The sequence below is a fragment of the Methylopila turkensis genome (assembly GCF_027922325.1).
GTDB lineage: Bacteria > Pseudomonadota > Alphaproteobacteria > Rhizobiales > Methylopilaceae > Methylopila > Methylopila turkensis.
Map to the genome: position 1 here is coordinate 169975 of NZ_BSFL01000003.1, position 17029 is coordinate 187003.

Here is a 17029-nt window from a genome sequence, read left to right on the forward strand (position 1 = left end):
TTCGCGTGATCGAGGCCGGGTCCTTCCCGATCGCGGCGCGACCCCGCCATCGGAGCCTTAGATGTTCGTCACGTCCGCTTTCGCCCAAGGCGCCGCCCCGGCCGCCGGCGGCGCCGACTTCCTGATCCAGCTTCTGCCGTTCCTGCTGATCTTCGTGATCATGTACTTCCTGATTCTACGGCCGCAGCAGCGTCGGGTGAAGGCGCATCAGGAGATGATCAAGAACGTGCGCCGCGGCGACACGGTCGTCACTTCCGGCGGCCTGATCGCGAAGGTGACGAAGGTCGTCGACGACGGCGAGGTCCAGATCGAGATCGCCGAGAACGTGCGGGTGCGCCTGTCGCGGGGCATGATCGCCGAGGTCCGCGCCAAGGGCGAGCCGGTAAAGACCGACGCCGCCTGAGGCGCGAGGCGCGCTGTGACGCGCGCCTGTCCATGCGAGGCCTTGAGGGCTCATGCTGCATTTCTCTCCCTGGAAGACCGCCGCGGTGCTCGCGCTCTGCGCGCTCGGCGTCCTGTTCGCGCTGCCGAACGTGCTGCCGAAGTCCGTGCTCGATTCCTATCCGAGCTGGTTTCCGCCGCGGACGATCGTTCTCGGCCTTGATCTGCAGGGCGGCTCGCAGCTCCTGCTGGAGGTCGACGGGGAGGCGCTCGCCCGCGCCCGCGGCGTGGCGCTGCAGGAGGACGCGCGCCGTCTGATGCGCGAAGCCCGGATCGGGACCAGCGAGATCAGGCTCGACGGCAAGACGGTGTCCGTCACGCTCAGGGACCCGAACGACCTCGCCAAGGCGCAGGAGCGCCTGCGCACCATCGCGCAGCCGATCACCAACACGGTGTTTGGCGCCACCGGCGAGGTGGACCTGCAGGTCGGGCAGCGCGGCTCCAACGTCGCGACCGCCACGCTCACGGATCAGGGCCTTCAGGCGCGCGTGCGTCAGGCGGTCGACCAGTCGTTGGAGGTGGTCCGCCGCCGCGTCGACCAGCTCGGCACTGTCGAGCCCTCGATCCAGCGGCAAGGCGCCGACCGCATCCTCGTCCAGGTGCCGGGTCTCGAGAACCCGCAACGCCTCAAGGATATCCTCGGTCAGACCGCGAAGCTCGAGTTCCGCCTCGTGGACCCGAACTTCCCCGTCGGGCAGCCGCCGAGCGGCGCGATCCCCTCGGGGTCGGAGCTGCTCTACGAGGAGGGCGGCGGCCAGAACATTCCCGTCGTGGTCGAGCGGCGCGTGATCGTCTCCGGCGAAGACCTGCAGGACGCGCAGCCGAGCTTCGAGCAGAACACCCGCGAGCCGGTCGTCTCGTTCCGCTTCAACAACCGCGGGGCGCAGGCCTTCGCCCAGGTGACGCGCGAGAACGTCGGTCGGCCCTTCGCCATCGTGCTCGACAACAAGGTGATCTCGGCGCCGGTGATCCGCGAGCCGATCACCGGCGGACAGGGGCAGATCTCCGGCAGCTTTACGGTCGAGAGCGCGAACGACCTGTCCGTGCTGCTGCGCGCCGGCGCTCTGCCCGCCCCGCTCAACGTGATCGAGGAGCGCACCGTCGGCCCCGGCCTCGGGCAGGACTCGATCGACGCCGGCACCCGCGCCACCTGGTACGCCGCCGCCTTCGTCGTGGTCTTCATGTTCGCGACCTACGGCGTGTTCGGCTTCTTCGCCAACATCGCGCTCGTCGTCCACGTCATCTTCATCTTCGCGCTCATGTCGCTGCTCGGCGCGACGCTGACCCTGCCCGGCATCGCCGGCATCGTGCTTACGATCGGCACGGCGGTGGATTCGAACGTCCTGATCTACGAGCGCATCCGCGAGGAGTTCAGGGCGGGCCGCAGCATGGTCTCCGCCATCGAAGCGGGCTTCAAGCACGCTTTCGCCGTCATCATCGACTCGAACTCGACGATGGCGATCGCGGCCCTCATCCTCTTCCTGCTCGGCTCCGGCCCGGTTCGCGGGTTCGCCGTCGTGTTCCTTCTCGGCATCCTGACGACCGTCATCACCGCCGTCACGATGACCCGCATGATGATCGCCTTGTGGTATCGGCGCACCCGCCCGACCACGATGCCGTTCTGACTCAAGGCCCGGCCGATGCGTCTGATTCGCCTCTTTCCCGATGACAGCAAGTTCCGGTTCGTGCGTTGGCGCGTGCTGAGCTTCCCGTTCTCGGCCGCCATTTCGGTCATCACGGTCGTCCTGTTCCTTACGATCGGTCTGAACTTCGGCATCGACTTCACCGGCGGCACGCTGATGGAGCTGCAGTCGAAATCCGGCGTGGCCGACGTCGGCAAGGTGCGCGAGACTGCGCACGGCTTCGAGGCGGGCGAAGTCGAGGTGCAGGAGTTCGGAAGCGACGGCCAGGTGTCGATCCGGTTTCGGACCCAGCCCGGCGGCGACGCCGCGCAGAGCGCGCTCGTCAGCAAGGCGCGCGCCGCCTTCGAGGGCGAGTACGAGGTCCGACGCGTCGAAACCGTCGGCCCCCGCGTCTCGGGGGAACTGGTGCAGGCCGGCACGCTCGGCGTCGTCCTGTCGATCGTCTCGGTGCTCATCTACCTGTGGTTCCGTTTCGAGCTGACGCTCGCGATCGGAGCCGTCATCGGCACCCTGCACGACATCGTTCTGACCGTGGGATTCTTCATCATCACGCGTGAAGAGTTCAACATGACGTCGATCGCCGCGATTCTGACGATCGTCGGCTACTCGCTCAACGAGACGGTGGTCGTGTTCGACCGGACGCGCGAGCTTCTCCGTCGCTACAAGAACATCCCGACGGAAGAACTGCTCGACCTGTCCATCAATCACACCATGTCGCGCACGGTGATGACGGCGACGACGACGGCGCTGTCGCTGCTCGCGCTGGTGCTGTTCGGCGGACAGGCGATCCAGGGCTTCGCGAACGTCATGCTGTTCGGCGTCGTGATCTGCACCTATTCCGCCATCTTCGTGTCGTCGCCGATGCTGATCTATCTCGGCCTCAAGACCGCCGCGCGCGCCGCGGCCGACGAGAAAGCCGAGGCGGACGCGAAGGCGGCGCAGGTCCGGGCCTGAGGGCGGCGTGGGGCCCGACGGCCGTCACCTGCCGGGCGCCCATCTGATCGACGCTTACGGCGGCGGCGGCTTTCGTTTCGCCGATTTGTCGCACCGCGGCTCGCTGCTGGCGCTGCCGTCCGGCATGTGGGCGTGGCCGTTCGCCCATCCGGCCGAGTTGAACGAAGCCGCCTTCCAGCGCGTTTTCGACGAGGCCGACGCGATCGACACCCTGCTCGTCGGTACGGGCGCGCAGCCTGCGGGTCTTCCGCCGGCGGTGCGCGCGGCGCTCAGAGACCGCGGCATCGTCGTCGAGACCATGGCGACCGGCGCCGCGGCGCGCACGTGGAACATTCTCACCGGCGAGAAGCGGCGGGTCGCCGCCGCCCTGCTCGCCATAGCCTGAAGCCGCGCCCGGGGGCGGAACCGCCGTGACCGACGACGCAGCGGGCGATCTCGTCGCCTCCCTCGTCCGCTCCACTGATTTCGACCGATACGCCGCGACTCTGTTCGCGCCCGCCGAGGCGCGGCCCCATCTGCTCGCGCTTTACGCCTTCGACGCCGAACTCGCCCGTGTCCGCGATCTCGTCAGCGAACCGATGCCGGGGGAGTTGCGGCTGCAGTGGTGGCGCGACGCCCTCGCGGACCCCGAGCGCGCGGACGCCGCTTCCCACCCGGTCATGCGGGCGCTCGAGGCCGCGATCCGGTACGGCGGCCTGCCGAGGCCGGCGCTCGAAGGCCTGATCGACGCCCACAACGACGGCCTCTACGACGATCCCGTCGCGTCCGTGGAGGAGATGGAGGCGCGGTTCGGGGCGACCCGGTCGGCGGTGCTGCGGCTGGCGTCGATCCTGCTGGCGAAGGGCCGGGAGCCGGGCGGCGCCGACGCGGCCGGTTATGGCGGGGTGGCGCTCGGGGTAGCGCGCCTGATCGCCGACATCCACCTGCGGCCGGAGCGGCTCCGGGGGCTGGTTCCGGCCGACCGTATGGCGGCCCGTGGCGTGTCGCTCGCCGATCTCGGCGAGCGGAGGGGCGGCGCGCGCGTCTCCGGGCTGGTCGCCGAACTCGCGGCGGTCGCAACGCGGCGGCTCACCGAGGCGAGGTCAGCCTTCGCCTCGGTCGACCCTGTGGCCGGCGCGGCCTTCCTGCCGCTGGCGCCGGTCGCTCGGGATCTCGCGCGCTACGCCAGACAGGCCCCGCCGGAGGGCGAAAGCCCGCGCTGGCTGCGCATGGCCCGCCTCTGGCGAGCGAGCCGTCGCTTCCCGCCGTTCTGAGGACGTCAGAGCTGCTGAAGCGCAGCTTCGTCGGGCGAGGGCTCGGTCTCGACCAGAACGCTCGCCGCCTCGTTGAGCAGAGGCAGGATGTCCTCGACCTTGTCGGCGACCACATAGGGAACCGTGAAGCCGGGCCGGATGAAGCCCTCGGTCGTCATGTGCTCCAGCAGCGTCAGCAACGGACTCCAGAAGCCGTCGAAATCGGCGATCAGGATCGGCTTGTCATGCCGGCCGAGCTGGGCCCAGGTCATCTGCTCGACAAGCTCCTCCAGCGTGCCGACGCCGCCCGGGAGCGCGACGAAGGCGTCGGAGCGCTCGAACATCAGGCGCTTGCGCTCGTGCATGTCGGCGGTGACCAGCAGTTCCTGAACGTCCGCAAGCATCACCTCGCGGTCGACCAGAAACTGGGGAATGATTCCGGTGACGTGGCCGCCGGCCTCAAGCGCCGCGCGCGCGACCGCGCCCATGAGCCCGATGTTGCCGCCGCCATAGACCAGCCCGACGCCAGCCCGTGCGAGAGCGCGGCCCAGGCTGGCCGCATGCTCCATGTGCTGCGGCCGGGCTCCCGTGCTCGAACCGCAGTAAACGCAGACGTTTCGGATTCGTGTCATGGCCTGAGTTGGCGCCGGGCGCGCGCGACGGTCAAGATGACTAGACGCGCACGATGAGGTTCGGGGCGGCGAAAGGCCAAGGCGATCATGCGTGCGCGGAGGCCGCCGCCGTTGTAGGAGGGGGGACATGACCGGCGGATGACGGCGCAGCGGCCGCATCGGTGGTCATGTCGGCGACAGGGTGGTTCGGCGAGATGGACGCGGCGGTCAAGCGCGGGTTTGCAATCGGGTTCGTCGTGGTGGCGGCGATCGCCGTCGGCTACGGTTGTGAGCCGCAGATTCGAGGCTACGTCGACGGGTTCCGGAGCGCGGAACGCCAGCCGGCCGCGCCGGAGCGTCCCCGGGCCGCCGTCCCGCCGGCGAACGGCGGCGCCCCGCAGGCGACGGCGCCCCAGGTCGAAAAGCCCGCGCCCGCTGCGCCATCGGGGCAGGCCGCAGCTCCTCAGGCGAATGCGCCCAGCCCTCCCTCCGCGGCGCCTGCCGGCGAACCAGCCGCGCCGCCCCCGGCAGCCGCGCAGCCGAACGCCGCCGGCCCCGCAATGGGCGATCCCGCCCAGGCCACGAAGCCGGAAGCGTCGAAGCCGGCGTTCGACGTGGTGCGGGTCGAACCGTCGGGCGACATGGTGGTGGCGGGGCGTTGCGTCGCCAACTGCTCCGCGGAGCTGCTTGCGAACGGCAAGCCGCACGCCGCGGCCAAAGCCGATGCCCAGGGCCAATGGGCGATGACGCCGGACCCTCTGCCGCCGGGCGACTACCAAATCGCGCTCCGGGCGCGCGACGCCCAAGGGCGCGAGCAGCTTTCCGAGCAAAGCCTGACGGTTGCGGTGCCGACGCCGCCTTCGAAGGACGTGATCGTCGTCCTGAACGAGCCCAACGCGCCGTCGCGTATTCTGCAGCAGCCGCAGGCGGCCGCCGCGCAGCCCCCTGCGACGCCGGCTCCGACCGAGCAGGCGCCGATGGCTCGGGCACCTGCGCCGTCCCAGGCGACGGCTCCCTCCGCGACGCGGCTTGCGATCGGCGCGGTGGAGGCTGAGAGCGGACGAGTTTACGCACAAGGCGCAGGACCTTCCGGCGAGCGGCTGCGGCTTTACCTCAACAACGCGCCGGTCGCGACCGCGATCATCGGCGGCGACGATCGTTGGTCGCTCAGGGTCGAGCGCGGATTGGCCCCGGGCGATTACGTGGTGCGGGCCGATCAGTTGAAGCGAGGCGGCGAGACTGTCGTGGCGCGGGCGGAGACCCGCTTCACGTACGCCGCTCCCGTCGCAGGGCAGGCCGGAGCCCCGGCCGCCGTAAGCCCCGGCGCGCCGTCTGCCGGCGGCCAGCCGTCCGCTTCGGATCCGTCGCCGCAGGCCGCGGCCGCGGGCGACGCAAACCCGGTCGTCGCGGCGATCGAGACGGCGACCGTGAAGCGCGGCGACAGCCTCTGGCGCATTTCGCGCTCGGCCTACGGTAAGGGCATGCGCTACACCGTCATCTACGAAGCGAACGATGGCCAAATTCGGAACCCGAATCTGATCTATCCCGGTCAGGTCCTGGTGGTGCCGGCCGGCGAGGGAAGCCAGGCCGGACGGCCGTAAAGAGCCTGGGCGTAGGAGCCCCTCTCGCATCCGCGCCGAGCAGGCATACGTAACCGTCTCGATGGCGCCTCCCCCCGACAGCAGCTTTTCCGCGTTCCGTCCCAAGCTCGACGGCGGCGGGATCGCGCTGTTCCGCATCCTGCGCGGCCTCCAGCCCTTCATGTGGCCGGCCGACCGGCCGGATCTGAAACGGCGCATGGCGCTTGCGGTCGTGCTGCTTGTGCTGACCAAGGTCATCACCGTGCTCGTGCCCTACGGCTTCAAGTGGGCGACCGACGCGCTGGCGGCGGCGAAGGGCGAAGGCGCGGCGGCGGCGGGCTCTTGGGAGGCCTACGCGCTCGGGGCGCCTGTGCTGATGGTGCTGGCTTACGGCGCCGGCCGCGTTCTGATGGTGGCCTTCGCGCAGGCGCGCGACGGCGTGACGGCGCCGGTGGTCACCAACGCCGTCAGGCGGCTGTCGCTGGAGGTGTTCCGCCACATCCATCGGCTGAGCCTGCGGTTTCACCTCGGCCGCCGCACCGGCGCGATCAGCCGCGTCGTCGACCGCGGCCGCAACGCCATCGAGACGCTGACGCGCACGGCGATGCTCACCGTCGTGCCGACGATGCTCGAACTGGCGCTGGTGCTCGGCGCGCTGGCCTACCAGTTCGACTGGGTCTATTCCGCCGTGGTCGCCGGCATGGTGGCGGTCTATCTCGCCTTCACCTACGCCGCGACCGAGTGGCGGCTCGGCATCCGGCGCGTGCTGAACGAGACCGATACGGACGCGAGCTCCAAGGCGATCGACAGCCTGCTCAACTACGAGACCGTCAAGTACTTCGGCAATGAGGGTCGCGAGACCGCCCGCTACGACCGCGCCATGGGGCGGTACGAGGGCGCCTCGATCCGCGCCTACACCTCGCTCGCCTGGCTCAACGGCGGGCAGGCGCTGATCTTCTCCGCTGGCCTGACGATCTGCATGATCATGGCGGTCTCGGACATCCGCGCCGGGACCAACACCATCGGCGATTTCGTGCTGATCAACGCGATGATGATCCAGCTTTACGTCCCGCTGAACTTCATGGGTTTCATCTACCGCGAGATCAAACAGTCGGTAACCGATCTCGAGGCCATGTTCCGGCTGCTCGGCGAGGATCCCGAGATCGAGGACGCGCCCGGCGCGCCGCCGCTTGCGGTGCGCGGCGGGACGATCCGGTTCGAGAACGTCGACTTCGCCTACGAGCCCGAGCGCCCGATCCTGAAGAACGTCAGCTTCGAGGCGCCGGCGGGCAAGACCGTCGCGATCGTCGGACCGTCGGGGGCGGGCAAGTCCACGATCTCGCGGCTGATGTTCCGCTTCTACGACGTTGGCGCTGGGCGCATCACCGTGGATGGACAGGACATCCGGGAGGTGACGCAGAGCTCCCTGCGTGAGGCGGTCGGCATGGTCCCGCAGGACACGGTGCTGTTCAACGACACCATCCGCTACAACATCCGCTACGGCCGCTGGGACGCGACCGACGCGGAGGTGGAGGAGGCGGCTTCGCTCGCGCAGATCGACGGGTTCATCCGCGACCTGCCGCGCGGCTACGACACCGAGGTCGGGGAGCGCGGGCTGAAGCTTTCCGGCGGCGAAAAGCAGCGGGTCGCGATCGCGCGCACCATCCTCAAGGGGCCGCCGATCCTGATTCTGGACGAGGCGACCTCGGCGCTCGACAGCGCGACCGAGAAAGAGATTCAGGACGCTCTGGAGCGCGTGTCGCGAGGGCGCACCACGCTCGTGATCGCGCACCGGCTTTCGACCATCGTCGCCGCCGATGACATTCTCGTGCTCGAGGCGGGCCGCATCGTCGAACGCGGTCGGCACGCCGAACTGCTGGCGGCCGGAGGCCTCTACGCCAGCCTCTGGAGCCGACAGCGCGAGGCGGATGAGGCTCGCGAGACGCTCGCCCGCATGGATGACGACGAAAGCCGCGACGATCGGGACGACGCGGAGCTTCGCGCCCGCCGGGACATCGCGGAAGCGGGCGCGGCCGAGTGAGCGCGCTTGGTTCGCGCGCTGGCATGGCTTAAGACCGCCCGACCATGATCGACGACGTCACCGCATCCATCCGCAAGGCCGTTCCGCGAATCCATCGCGAAGGCCGTCCGTTCATCGCGATCTTCGCGGTCATCGCCTTCGTGCTGTTCCTGATCTGGCAGCCGCTGGGCTGGATCGGGGTCGGCGCGACGATCTGGTGCGCGCTGTTCTTCCGCGATCCCGATCGCGTGACGCCGGAAGCCGACGGGCTTGTCGTCAGCGGCGCCGATGGCGTCGTGTGCGACGTGAGCGCGGCGGTTCCTCCGCCGGAACTGGGCCTCGGCGCCGCGCCGCTGCCGCGGGTGGCGGTGTTCATGAACGTGTTCGACGTCCATGTGAACCGCGCGCCGATCGGCGGGACCGTGACCCGGATCGCCTACACGGCCGGCAAATTCCTGAACGCCGATCTCGACAAGGCGAGCGAAGACAATGAGCGCAACGGGCTTGTGATCGAAGGGTCCTATGGTTCGCTCGGCGTGGTCCAGATCGCCGGGCTGGTCGCGCGCCGCATCGTCTGTTTCGTGCGCGAGGGCGACGCGACCGGTCCCGGCGAGCGCTTCGGCCTGATCCGGTTCGGCAGCCGTGTCGATCACTATCTGCCGGCCGGCGCGACGACGCTGGTCGGCGTCGGCCAGCGGACCGTCGCCGGCGAGACGGTGATCGCCGACCTCACAGGCGAGGCCGCGCCCCGCTCGTTCCGGTCGAGCTGAACAGAGCGGAGGGACGAGGAACATGGACAGCGCGCCGTCTGGACAGCCCGCCCCTCGGCGCGCCCGACTCCGGTTCGTCCCGCTTCGGCTGCTGCTGCCGAACCTCGTCACCCTGCTGGCGCTCTGCGCCGGGTTGACGGGCGTCAGGATGGCGATCGAAGGCCGGCTGGAGCTCGCGGTCTACCTCGTGGTGCTCGCCGGCGCGCTCGACGGCGTGGACGGGCGGCTCGCCCGGCTGCTGAAGGGCACCTCCCGCTTCGGCGCGGAACTCGACAGCCTCGCCGACTTCGTCAGCTTCGGCGTGGCGCCGGCCCTCATTCTCTACGTATGGGGCCTGAACGGCCTGGGCCATGTCGGCTGGATGGGCGCGCTCGTGTTCGCGATCGCGGGCTCGCTTCGGCTGGCGCGCTTCAACGTGGCGCTGGACGATCCCAACAAGCCGGCCTGGTCCGGACAGTTCTTCGTCGGCGTGCCGGCACCGGCCGGCGCGATCGCCGCGCTGCTGCCCATCTATCTGGAATTTCTCGGCTTTCCGCGTGTGCCCGTGGCGCTTCCGGTCGTGCTGCTCTACGTGCTCGCGATCGCGCTGCTGATGGTGAGCCCGCTGCCGACCTGGTCGGGCAAGCAGTTCGGACGGCGCGTCCACCTCGCCTATGTGGCGCCGCTGCTGATCGGCGCCGCGCTGATCGTGACCCTGCTGATCAGCTACCCCTGGGCGATGCTGGCGCTGGCGACGCTCGGCTATCTCGGGACGCTGCCCTTCGCCTATCTGCACCGCCGACGGCTCGTGGCGATGGATGCGGCGACGAAGGAAACGCCCGCGCCCTTAGAGGGTTGACGTCGTTTCTTCAGCTCTCGCAGGCGGCGACGCGCAGGCGGAGCGGAGCGGCGGGGTAGGCGTCGCGCAGCATCCGGAGCGCTTCGGCGGTCGTCGCGGGGCGACGGCGGCGGACGTAGTCGCGCATTTCCTCAAGGCTCAGACCTGCGGTCGCGAAGATCGGCGCGGTCGATGCGAGCGGAGCGACGTAAACGGATGGCATATCGGCATCCTCGGCAGAACGGTATGACGATACGGCCAACATTGTTAACGCCCGGTTAATTTCTGGTTAACGCCCAAGTTAATCCGAGGAAATTCACCCGGACTTGCGGACATCCGAACGCGCGTCGCATCTTTTTGTTCCGTCAAGGTGGAGAAAAAGCCGATTCCGGTCGAGGCGACGAAGGTCCGGGACGACGGACGACAACGCGCCAAGGGCGCGGCGCGGGTCGCGTTCGCGCGTCGGGGGCCGGCGACGCGGCTCGCGGATCTGGAGCAGGCCGGCGCGCTCCGGGTGCTGTTCCCGCGCCCGGAGCCGGGGACGCCGCCCTGCGCGGTTCTCGCGAACATCGGCGGCGGGGTTACCGGCGGCGATCGGCTGGACGTCGAGATCGTTTGGGGAGAGGGCGCCGAGGCCTCCGTCACCACCCAGGCCGCGGAGAAGACCTACCGCGCGGTGTCCGACCCGGCGGTCATCGCGAACCGGCTGACGGTCGCGGCGGGAGCGGTGGCCCACTGGCTGCCCCAGGAGACCATCCTGTTCGACGGGGCCCGGCTGGAGCGCAGCTTCGACGCCGAGCTTGCGGACGACGCCGAACTGCTCGCCTGCGACAGCTTCGTGTTCGGCCGCTCCGCCCGCGGCGAGCGGGTGGAGCGGGGCCGCGTCTTCGACCGCTGGCGGGTGCGGCGCGGCGGGCGGCTCGTGTTCGCCGACGCGCTGGAGCTCGACGGCGCAGTCGCGGATCGGCTCGACCGGCCGGCGGTCGCGGCCGGGGGCCTTGCGACCGCGACGCTGCTGCTCGTCTCGCAGGCCGCCGAAGCCCGACTTTCAGGCTTGCGCGAGGCCTTCGCCTCGGGCTCCTCTGAGGCGGGCGCGAGCGTGTTCGACGGCTGCCTGGTCGCTCGGTTGGTCGCGCGCGACGCCGCCGCCCTGCGGCGGGACGTGGCGGCCGCGATCGGCGTCCTGTCCGGCCGGCCTCCGCCGCGCGTCTTCGCGTTCTGAACGTTCGGGAGCATCGATGAACCTCACCCCCCGCGAGAAGGACAAGCTGCTGATCAGCATGGCCGCGGTCGTCGCCCGCCGCCGGCTCGAGCGCGGCGTGAAGCTGAACCATCCGGAGGCGGTGGCGCTGATCGCCGACTTCGTGGTGGAGGGCGCCCGCGACGGCCGCACGGTCGCCGAGCTGATGGCCGCCGGCGCCAAAGTGCTCACGCGCGAGCAGGTGATGGAGGGCGTGCCCGAGATGATCCACGACGTGCAGGTGGAGGCGACGTTCCCGGACGGGACCAAGCTCGTCACCGTCCACGAACCGATCCGGTGAGCAGGCACATGATCCCCGGTGAAATATTCCCCGCCTCCGGCGACATCGAGCTGAACGCCGGCGCCCCCACCGTGACGCTCGACGTCGCGAACACCGGCGACCGGCCGGTCCAGGTCGGCAGCCACTATCATTTCGCCGAAACCAACGCCGGCCTGTCCTTCGACCGTGCCAAGGCTCGCGGCATGCGGCTCGACATCGCCGCAGGGACCGCGGTGCGGTTCGAGCCGGGCCAGACCCGCAGTGTGACGCTGGTCCCCTTCGGCGGCGACCGGAAGGTGTTCGGCTTCCGGCAGGACGTCATGGGACCGTTGTGAGTGTAGGGCGTCAGGCGTAAAGTAAGGAAGGATTGCTCGTGTAAGGATTCTTACGATGGGTAGGTTTGACGCGAAGACATCTCTGAAGGGGCAGGCCACCATTCCCGTTGAGGTGCGCCGCGCGCTTGGACTGGAGCCCGGCGGGTCGGTGCAGTTCGTCGTCGGCGCCGATGGAGACGTGCGCGTGATCGCAAAGACGAAGACGATGCGGCATCTCAAGGGGATCTTCGGTCCGACAGCCCAGCCGTTCGACGTCGACGAGGCGATCTACGACACCGTTCGGCGTCGGACTGCGAAAGACCGGACGGAGCCTGATTTGTGATCGGCGTCGATACCAATGTCCTCATGCGGTATTTTCTCGATGACGACCCAGTTTGGAGTCCGGTTGCGGATCGGTTCTTTGAAGAGGATCTGACCGCGGAACGTCCCGGCTATGTGAGCCCGCTTACGCTCGCCGAACTCGTGTGGTCCTTGCGGAAGCATCCCGATTACCAAAGGCCGGGGATGGTCCGGCTGCTCGAAGGCATACTCGCCTTTGAGCATCTCGTGGTTGGGGAGGCCCCCGCCGTGGTTCGGGCGCTTGCCGCTTATAAGGTCGGCGGCGCCGGCTTCGCCGACTACCTCATCGCCGAACTCAATCGCGACGCCGGAGCCGAATTTACGGTCACGATCGACCACAAGGCTGGCGGCCGCGAACCCTTCAAACCGCTCGCCTGATCGCGGAGATCCCGCCCATGCCCGCCAAGATCTCCCGCTCCGCCTACGCCGACATGTTCGGCCCGACCGTCGGCGACCGGGTGCGGCTTGCCGACACCGAGCTGATCGTCGAGGTGGAGAAGGACTTCACCACCTATGGCGAAGAGGTGAAGTTCGGCGGCGGCAAGGTGATCCGCGACGGCATGGGCCAGAGCCAGGCGAGCCGGGCGCAGGGGGCGGTCGACACCGTCATCACCAATGCGCTGATCATCGATCACTCCGGGATTATCAAGGCGGACGTCGGCCTCAGGGACGGCCGCATCGCGGCCATCGGCAAGGCGGGCAATCCGGACGTGCAGCCGGGCGTGACCATCGTCGTCGGGCCGGGCACCGAGGTGATCGCGGGCGAGGGCAAGATCCTGACTGCGGGGCTGATCGACGCCCACATCCACTTCATCTGCCCGCAGCAGGTGGACGACGCGATCGCCTCCGGCGTCACCACCATGATCGGCGGCGGCACCGGCCCTGCGACCGGCACGACCGCCACCACTTGCACGCCCGGCCCCTGGCATCTGGCGCGGATGATCGAGTCCGCCGAAGCGTTTCCGATGAACCTGCTGTTCTCCGGCAAGGGCAACGCCTCGCTCCCCGCCGCGCTCGAGGAGCAGATCCGAGGCGGGGCGGCGGCGCTGAAGCTTCACGAGGACTGGGGCACCACGCCCGCGGCGATCGACTGCTGCCTGACCGTCTGCGACGCCTTCGACGTGCAGGCCATGCTGCATTCCGACACGCTGAACGAGAGCGGCTTCGTTGAGGACACGATCGCGGCCTTCAAGGGCCGCACGATCCACGCCTTCCACACCGAAGGCGCCGGCGGCGGCCACGCGCCCGACATCATCAAGGTCGCGGGCCTTCCGAACGTCATCCCGTCCTCGACCAACCCGACGCGGCCCTACACGGTGAACACGCTCGACGAGCATCTCGACATGCTCATGGTGTGCCATCACCTCGATCCCTCGATCTCCGAGGACGTGGCCTTCGCCGAGAGCCGCATCCGCAAGGAGACGATCGCCGCCGAGGACATCCTCCACGACATGGGGGCGCTCTCCGTCATCTCGTCCGACAGCCAGGCCATGGGCCGGGTGGGCGAGGTCGGAATCCGCACCTTCCAGACCGCCCACAAGATGAAGGTCCAGCGCGGGCGCCTGAAGGACGAGACCGGCGACAACGACAATGTCCGCGTCCGGCGCTATGTCGCCAAGATCACGATCAACCCGGCGATCGCGCATGGCATCTCGGGCCATGTCGGCTCGGTCGAGGTCGGCAAGCTCGCGGACCTCGTGCTGTGGTCGCCGGCCTTCTTCGGCGTGAAGCCCGACCTCGTGCTGAAGATGGGCATGATCGCCGCGGCCCCGATGGGCGACCCCAACGCCTCGATCCCGACGCCGCAGCCGATGCACTATCGCCCGATGTTCGGCTCGTTCGGGCGCGCGATGCAGAAGTCCTCGGTGATCTTCACCTCGAAGGCGGCGATTGAGGACGGCCTCAGCCAGCGGCTCGGCCTCACGCGCGAACTCGTGGCTGTGACGAACGTGCGCGGCGGGATATCCAAGGCCAGCATGATTCTGAACGACGCCACGCCGGTCATCGAGGTGGACCCCGAGACCTACGACGTGCGCGCCGACGGGGAGCTTCTGACGTGCGAGCCGGCCGAAGTCCTGCCCATGGCGCAGCGGTATTTCCTGTTCTGAGGAAGGTTCTCGGCGTCATGGCGCGCCGCAGCCCTTGTCCCGGCCTCGAGCCGGGACCCAGACGCGCCTTCGCTTTCAGAGACGCCGCGACGTTACCGCGCTCGCTTTGGCGGAACCTGTGTTTCTGGGTCCCGGCTCGAGGCCGGGACAAGAAGCGTGCGGCGGTTTTGCTTGCGTTCCTCGCCTTCGCCGCGCCCGCCCACGCCGAAACCCTTCCCGAGGCGCAGCGGCCGAAGGTCGAGGCCCAGTTCCAGAGCTGGCTCGCCTCCACCGTCCGTCCCGCCGCGCTGAAGGCGGGCGTGGGCGCCAAGACGATCGACGCGGCGTTCTCCGGCGTCGCGCTGGACTGGTCGCTGCCCGACCTCGCGCCGCCGGGCGCTCCGCCGCCGCGCGTCCAGCGCCAGCCGGAGTTCTCCGACCCCGCCCGCTACGTCGCCGAGCCCAACATCGCCGGTCTGCTCCCCGAGGGCCGCAAGCGGCTGTCCGAGAACGCCCGCGTCCTGGCGGAGGTGGAGCGGCGCTACGGCGTTCCGGCCGAGATCGTGGTGGCGATCTGGGCGCGCGAGTCGCGCTACGGCGGCGCCCCGGTGCGGAACGACGCGCTGAGAGCGCTCGCGACCCTGAGCTTCATGGGCGCGCGCAAGCAGCAGTTCCTGCCCGAACTGATCGCCGCGCTGAAGATCCTCGACGGCGATCACCTCACGCGCGAGGAGATGCGGAGCTCCTGGGCCGGCGCCATGGGTCAGCCGCAGTTCCTGCCGTCGAAGTTCCTCGAGAACGCCGTCGACATGGACGGCGACGGCAAGCGCGACATCTGGCGCTCGACCCCCGACGTCCTGGGCTCGATCGGCCGCTACCTCCAGCTTCACGGCTGGATCGCGGGCCGCCCTTGGGGCGTCGAGATCGACCTGCCGGCCGGCGTCTCCTGCGCCTTCGAGGGGCCGGACCAGGGCAAGACGGTCGCGGAGTGGGTGACGCTCGGCGTGAAGCCGAAGCCGGGCGGGGCGCTGCCGAAGGACCCCGGTCGCCGGGTGTTCCTGCTCATGCCCGCGGGCCGGGCGGGTCCCGCCTTCCTCGTGTCCGAGAACTTCTACGCGATCAAGAAGTACAACGAGAGCGACCTCTACGCCCTGTTCGTCGGCCATCTCGCGGACCGCTACGGGCAGGGCCGCCCGATCGCCGGGCGCTGGACCGCGCCGAAGGGCTTCGACCGCGAGGACGTCGCCGCCATGCAGCGGCGGTTGGAGGCGCTCGGCCACGACGTCGGCACCGCGGACGGGCTCGTCGGCTTCCGCACCCGCGTCGCGATCGGGCGCTGGCAGCAGTCGAAGGGCCTGCCGCCGACCTGCTTCCCCGACGCGACGCTGGTGAAGTCCGCGGGACGCTGACCGCGATTTCCGGCGTCGCCGACGCTGTCGTGATCGCGGCCGCCATCGCCAAGCCGCGAACCTGTCGACCGCGGCGCGACGGCATGCCACAGTCCGGCGGCCCGGAACTGGCGACGGCCGCGACGGCCGCAGAAGAAACGAACAAGGGAACGTCGATGTCGAACGATCTTTTCAACCTTACGCGTCGCAGCTTCGGAGGGCTGCTGGGCGGAGCGGCTGGCGCCGCGGCGCTCGGAACGCTCGCCCGGCCGGCGCTCGCGCAGAGCTTCCCGAGCCGCCCCGTCACCCTGATCGTGCCGTTCGCGCCGGGCGGCTCGACCGACCTCGTCGCGCGCCTCGTGGCGGCGAAGATGGGCGACGCGCTCGGCCAGCAGGTGATCGTCGACAACCGCGGCGGCGCGGGCGGCAACCTCGGCGCGGGCACGGTCGCGAAGGCCGCCCCGGACGGCTACACCATCCTCATGGGCACGGTCGCGACCCACGCGCTGAACCCGGCGCTCTACAAGAAGATCTCCTACAACGCCGAGACCGACTTCGCCCCGATCTCGCTGCTCGTGAACGTGCCGAACGTCCTCACCGTCAATCCGAACTTCGAAGCGAAGACGGTGAAGGAGCTGATCGACCTCGCGAAGGCCAATCCCGGCAAGTACTCCTACGCCTCGTCCGGCAACGGCTCGCCGCTGCATCTCTCGGGAGAGCTGTTCAAGAAGCTCGCCGGCGTCGACCTGGTCCACATCCCCTACAAGGGCTCGGGGCCGGCGCTTGTCGACGTGATCGCGGGCCAGGTGCCGATCCAGTTCGACAACATGCCGTCCTCGACCGAGCACATCAAAGCGGGGCGCCTGCGCGCGCTCGGCGTGACGACCGCGAAGCGGGTGCCGACCTTCCCCGACCTGCCGGCGATCGCCGAGACGCTGCCGGGCTACGACACCTATTCGTGGAACGCGCTGTTCGCGCCGGCCGGCACGCCGAAGGAGGCGATCGACCGGCTGCACGACGCGGCGGTGAAGGCGGTGGCCGACGAGGCGGTGAAGGCGAAGCTGTCGGACTTCAGCGCCGTCGTCGTCGGCTCCGGTCCGGACGAGCTCGCGACGCTCGTGAAGACCGAACTCGCGAAATGGGCGCCGATCGTCAAGGATTCCGGCGCACAGATCGACTGACGCGCGGCGCGCCTGCGACCGAGCGGCCCGGTCCGGCCTCCGCCGGATCGGGCCGTCCGCGCGAGCGCGTGGCGGATATGAGCGACGCGCGGGGCTTCACAGCCGGCCCGC

Annotated in this window: 19 protein-coding genes; 17 read left to right on the forward strand and 2 right to left on the reverse strand. The window is 69.5% G+C overall.

All coding sequences use genetic code 11. The features are described from left to right. The first annotated feature begins 61 nt into the window (after positions 1 to 61). The 5 genes from yajC to PKE78_RS12040 are packed head-to-tail and all read left to right on the forward strand — an operon-like array spanning position 62 to position 4291. On the forward strand, positions 62 to 403 hold the full coding sequence (gene yajC, locus PKE78_RS12020; protein WP_271201145.1) for a preprotein translocase subunit YajC: 342 nt from the start codon (positions 62 to 64) through the stop codon (positions 401 to 403). 52 nt (positions 404 to 455) lie between these two features. Further along, positions 456 to 2066, forward strand: coding sequence for a protein translocase subunit SecD (gene secD / locus PKE78_RS12025; RefSeq protein WP_271201146.1), 1611 nt, complete (start codon positions 456 to 458; stop codon positions 2064 to 2066). Between the two features lie 15 nt (positions 2067 to 2081). After that, positions 2082 to 3038, forward strand: coding sequence for a protein translocase subunit SecF (secF, locus tag PKE78_RS12030; RefSeq protein WP_271201147.1), 957 nt, complete (start codon positions 2082 to 2084; stop codon positions 3036 to 3038). A gap of 7 nt (positions 3039 to 3045) precedes the next feature. Continuing rightward, positions 3046 to 3423, forward strand: a complete 378-nt coding sequence (locus PKE78_RS12035; RefSeq protein ID WP_271201148.1) for an Mth938-like domain-containing protein — start codon at positions 3046 to 3048, stop codon at positions 3421 to 3423. 25 nt (positions 3424 to 3448) lie between these two features. Continuing rightward, on the forward strand, positions 3449 to 4291 hold the full coding sequence (locus tag PKE78_RS12040) for a phytoene/squalene synthase family protein (RefSeq protein ID WP_271201149.1): 843 nt from the start codon (positions 3449 to 3451) through the stop codon (positions 4289 to 4291). 5 nt (positions 4292 to 4296) lie between these two features. On the opposite strand, the gene PKE78_RS12045 is transcribed toward PKE78_RS12040, so the two are convergent. Further along, a complete protein-coding gene (locus PKE78_RS12045) occupies positions 4297 to 4902 on the reverse strand; it encodes an LOG family protein (RefSeq protein WP_271201150.1) in 606 nt (201 codons plus the stop codon). A gap of 167 nt (positions 4903 to 5069) precedes the next feature. Here PKE78_RS12045 and PKE78_RS12050 point away from each other — a divergent pair, with 167 nt between their 5' ends. The 4 genes from PKE78_RS12050 to PKE78_RS12065 all read left to right on the forward strand — a co-directional run bounded on the left by PKE78_RS12050 (position 5070) and on the right by PKE78_RS12065 (position 10089). Beyond that, entirely contained in the window at positions 5070 to 6482 is a 1413-nt protein-coding gene (locus tag PKE78_RS12050) for a LysM peptidoglycan-binding domain-containing protein (protein WP_271201151.1), read from the forward strand. A gap of 61 nt (positions 6483 to 6543) precedes the next feature. Then, the gene (locus PKE78_RS12055; RefSeq protein ID WP_428981267.1) at positions 6544 to 8502 is read left to right on the forward strand and encodes an ABCB family ABC transporter ATP-binding protein/permease; all 1959 of its coding nucleotides are present in this window, start codon (positions 6544 to 6546) and stop codon (positions 8500 to 8502) included. A 44-nt stretch (positions 8503 to 8546) separates the two neighbouring features. Further along, the gene (locus PKE78_RS12060; protein ID WP_271201152.1) at positions 8547 to 9251 is read left to right on the forward strand and encodes a phosphatidylserine decarboxylase; all 705 of its coding nucleotides are present in this window, start codon (positions 8547 to 8549) and stop codon (positions 9249 to 9251) included. A 22-nt stretch (positions 9252 to 9273) separates the two neighbouring features. After that, a complete protein-coding gene (locus PKE78_RS12065) occupies positions 9274 to 10089 on the forward strand; it encodes a CDP-alcohol phosphatidyltransferase family protein (protein WP_271201153.1) in 816 nt (271 codons plus the stop codon). A gap of 10 nt (positions 10090 to 10099) precedes the next feature. Here the strand turns inward: PKE78_RS12065 and PKE78_RS12070 are convergent, their stop codons facing one another. Continuing rightward, positions 10100 to 10291 (reverse strand): hypothetical protein, encoded by a 192-nt coding sequence (locus PKE78_RS12070; RefSeq protein ID WP_271201154.1) that lies wholly within the window; start codon positions 10289 to 10291, stop codon positions 10100 to 10102. A gap of 147 nt (positions 10292 to 10438) precedes the next feature. Between PKE78_RS12070 and PKE78_RS12075 the strand changes: the two genes are divergently transcribed. The 8 genes from PKE78_RS12075 to PKE78_RS12110 all read left to right on the forward strand — a co-directional run bounded on the left by PKE78_RS12075 (position 10439) and on the right by PKE78_RS12110 (position 16918). Beyond that, entirely contained in the window at positions 10439 to 11290 is an 852-nt protein-coding gene (locus PKE78_RS12075; protein ID WP_271201155.1) for an urease accessory protein UreD, read from the forward strand. A gap of 16 nt (positions 11291 to 11306) precedes the next feature. Then, entirely contained in the window at positions 11307 to 11609 is a 303-nt protein-coding gene (locus PKE78_RS12080) for an urease subunit gamma (protein WP_271201156.1), read from the forward strand. Positions 11610 to 11617: 8 nt separating this feature from the next. After that, entirely contained in the window at positions 11618 to 11923 is a 306-nt protein-coding gene (locus PKE78_RS12085; protein WP_271201157.1) for an urease subunit beta, read from the forward strand. 55 nt (positions 11924 to 11978) lie between these two features. Continuing rightward, positions 11979 to 12245, forward strand: coding sequence for an AbrB/MazE/SpoVT family DNA-binding domain-containing protein (locus PKE78_RS12090; protein ID WP_271201158.1), 267 nt, complete (start codon positions 11979 to 11981; stop codon positions 12243 to 12245). Next, positions 12242 to 12640, forward strand: coding sequence for a type II toxin-antitoxin system VapC family toxin (locus PKE78_RS12095; protein ID WP_271201159.1), 399 nt, complete (start codon positions 12242 to 12244; stop codon positions 12638 to 12640). The genes PKE78_RS12090 and PKE78_RS12095 overlap by 4 nt, the downstream gene beginning before the upstream one ends. Before the next feature lie 17 nt (positions 12641 to 12657). After that, positions 12658 to 14370, forward strand: coding sequence for an urease subunit alpha (ureC, locus tag PKE78_RS12100; protein ID WP_271201160.1), 1713 nt, complete (start codon positions 12658 to 12660; stop codon positions 14368 to 14370). Positions 14371 to 14537: 167 nt separating this feature from the next. Beyond that, positions 14538 to 15758: a lytic murein transglycosylase gene (locus PKE78_RS12105; protein WP_271201161.1), complete on the forward strand. Its 1221-nt coding sequence runs from the start codon at positions 14538 to 14540 to the stop codon at positions 15756 to 15758. A gap of 155 nt (positions 15759 to 15913) precedes the next feature. Beyond that, positions 15914 to 16918, forward strand: coding sequence for a Bug family tripartite tricarboxylate transporter substrate binding protein (locus PKE78_RS12110; RefSeq protein ID WP_271201162.1), 1005 nt, complete (start codon positions 15914 to 15916; stop codon positions 16916 to 16918). Positions 16919 to 17029: the final 111 nt, after the last annotated feature.

What these genes read in the sequence shown, in the direction of transcription:
- PKE78_RS12090 (WP_271201158.1), top strand. Translation starts at nt 11,979, where the DNA reads ATGGGTAGGTTTGACGCGAAGACATCTCTGAAGGGGCAGGCCACCATT.
- PKE78_RS12055 (WP_428981267.1), top strand. Translation starts at nt 6,544, where the DNA reads ATGGCGCCTCCCCCCGACAGCAGCTTTTCCGCGTTCCGTCCCAAGCTC.
- ureC (WP_271201160.1), top strand. Translation starts at nt 12,658, where the DNA reads ATGCCCGCCAAGATCTCCCGCTCCGCCTACGCCGACATGTTCGGCCCG.
- PKE78_RS12110 (WP_271201162.1), top strand. Translation starts at nt 15,914, where the DNA reads ATGTCGAACGATCTTTTCAACCTTACGCGTCGCAGCTTCGGAGGGCTG.
- PKE78_RS12070 (WP_271201154.1), bottom strand. Translation starts at nt 10,291, where the DNA reads ATGCCATCCGTTTACGTCGCTCCGCTCGCATCGACCGCGCCGATCTTC.
- PKE78_RS12080 (WP_271201156.1), top strand. Translation starts at nt 11,307, where the DNA reads ATGAACCTCACCCCCCGCGAGAAGGACAAGCTGCTGATCAGCATGGCC.
- PKE78_RS12085 (WP_271201157.1), top strand. Translation starts at nt 11,618, where the DNA reads ATGATCCCCGGTGAAATATTCCCCGCCTCCGGCGACATCGAGCTGAAC.
- PKE78_RS12060 (WP_271201152.1), top strand. Translation starts at nt 8,547, where the DNA reads ATGATCGACGACGTCACCGCATCCATCCGCAAGGCCGTTCCGCGAATC.
- PKE78_RS12065 (WP_271201153.1), top strand. Translation starts at nt 9,274, where the DNA reads ATGGACAGCGCGCCGTCTGGACAGCCCGCCCCTCGGCGCGCCCGACTC.
- PKE78_RS12050 (WP_271201151.1), top strand. Translation starts at nt 5,070, where the DNA reads ATGTCGGCGACAGGGTGGTTCGGCGAGATGGACGCGGCGGTCAAGCGC.
- secF (WP_271201147.1), top strand. Translation starts at nt 2,082, where the DNA reads ATGCGTCTGATTCGCCTCTTTCCCGATGACAGCAAGTTCCGGTTCGTG.
- PKE78_RS12045 (WP_271201150.1), bottom strand. Translation starts at nt 4,902, where the DNA reads ATGACACGAATCCGAAACGTCTGCGTTTACTGCGGTTCGAGCACGGGA.
- yajC (WP_271201145.1), top strand. Translation starts at nt 62, where the DNA reads ATGTTCGTCACGTCCGCTTTCGCCCAAGGCGCCGCCCCGGCCGCCGGC.
- secD (WP_271201146.1), top strand. Translation starts at nt 456, where the DNA reads ATGCTGCATTTCTCTCCCTGGAAGACCGCCGCGGTGCTCGCGCTCTGC.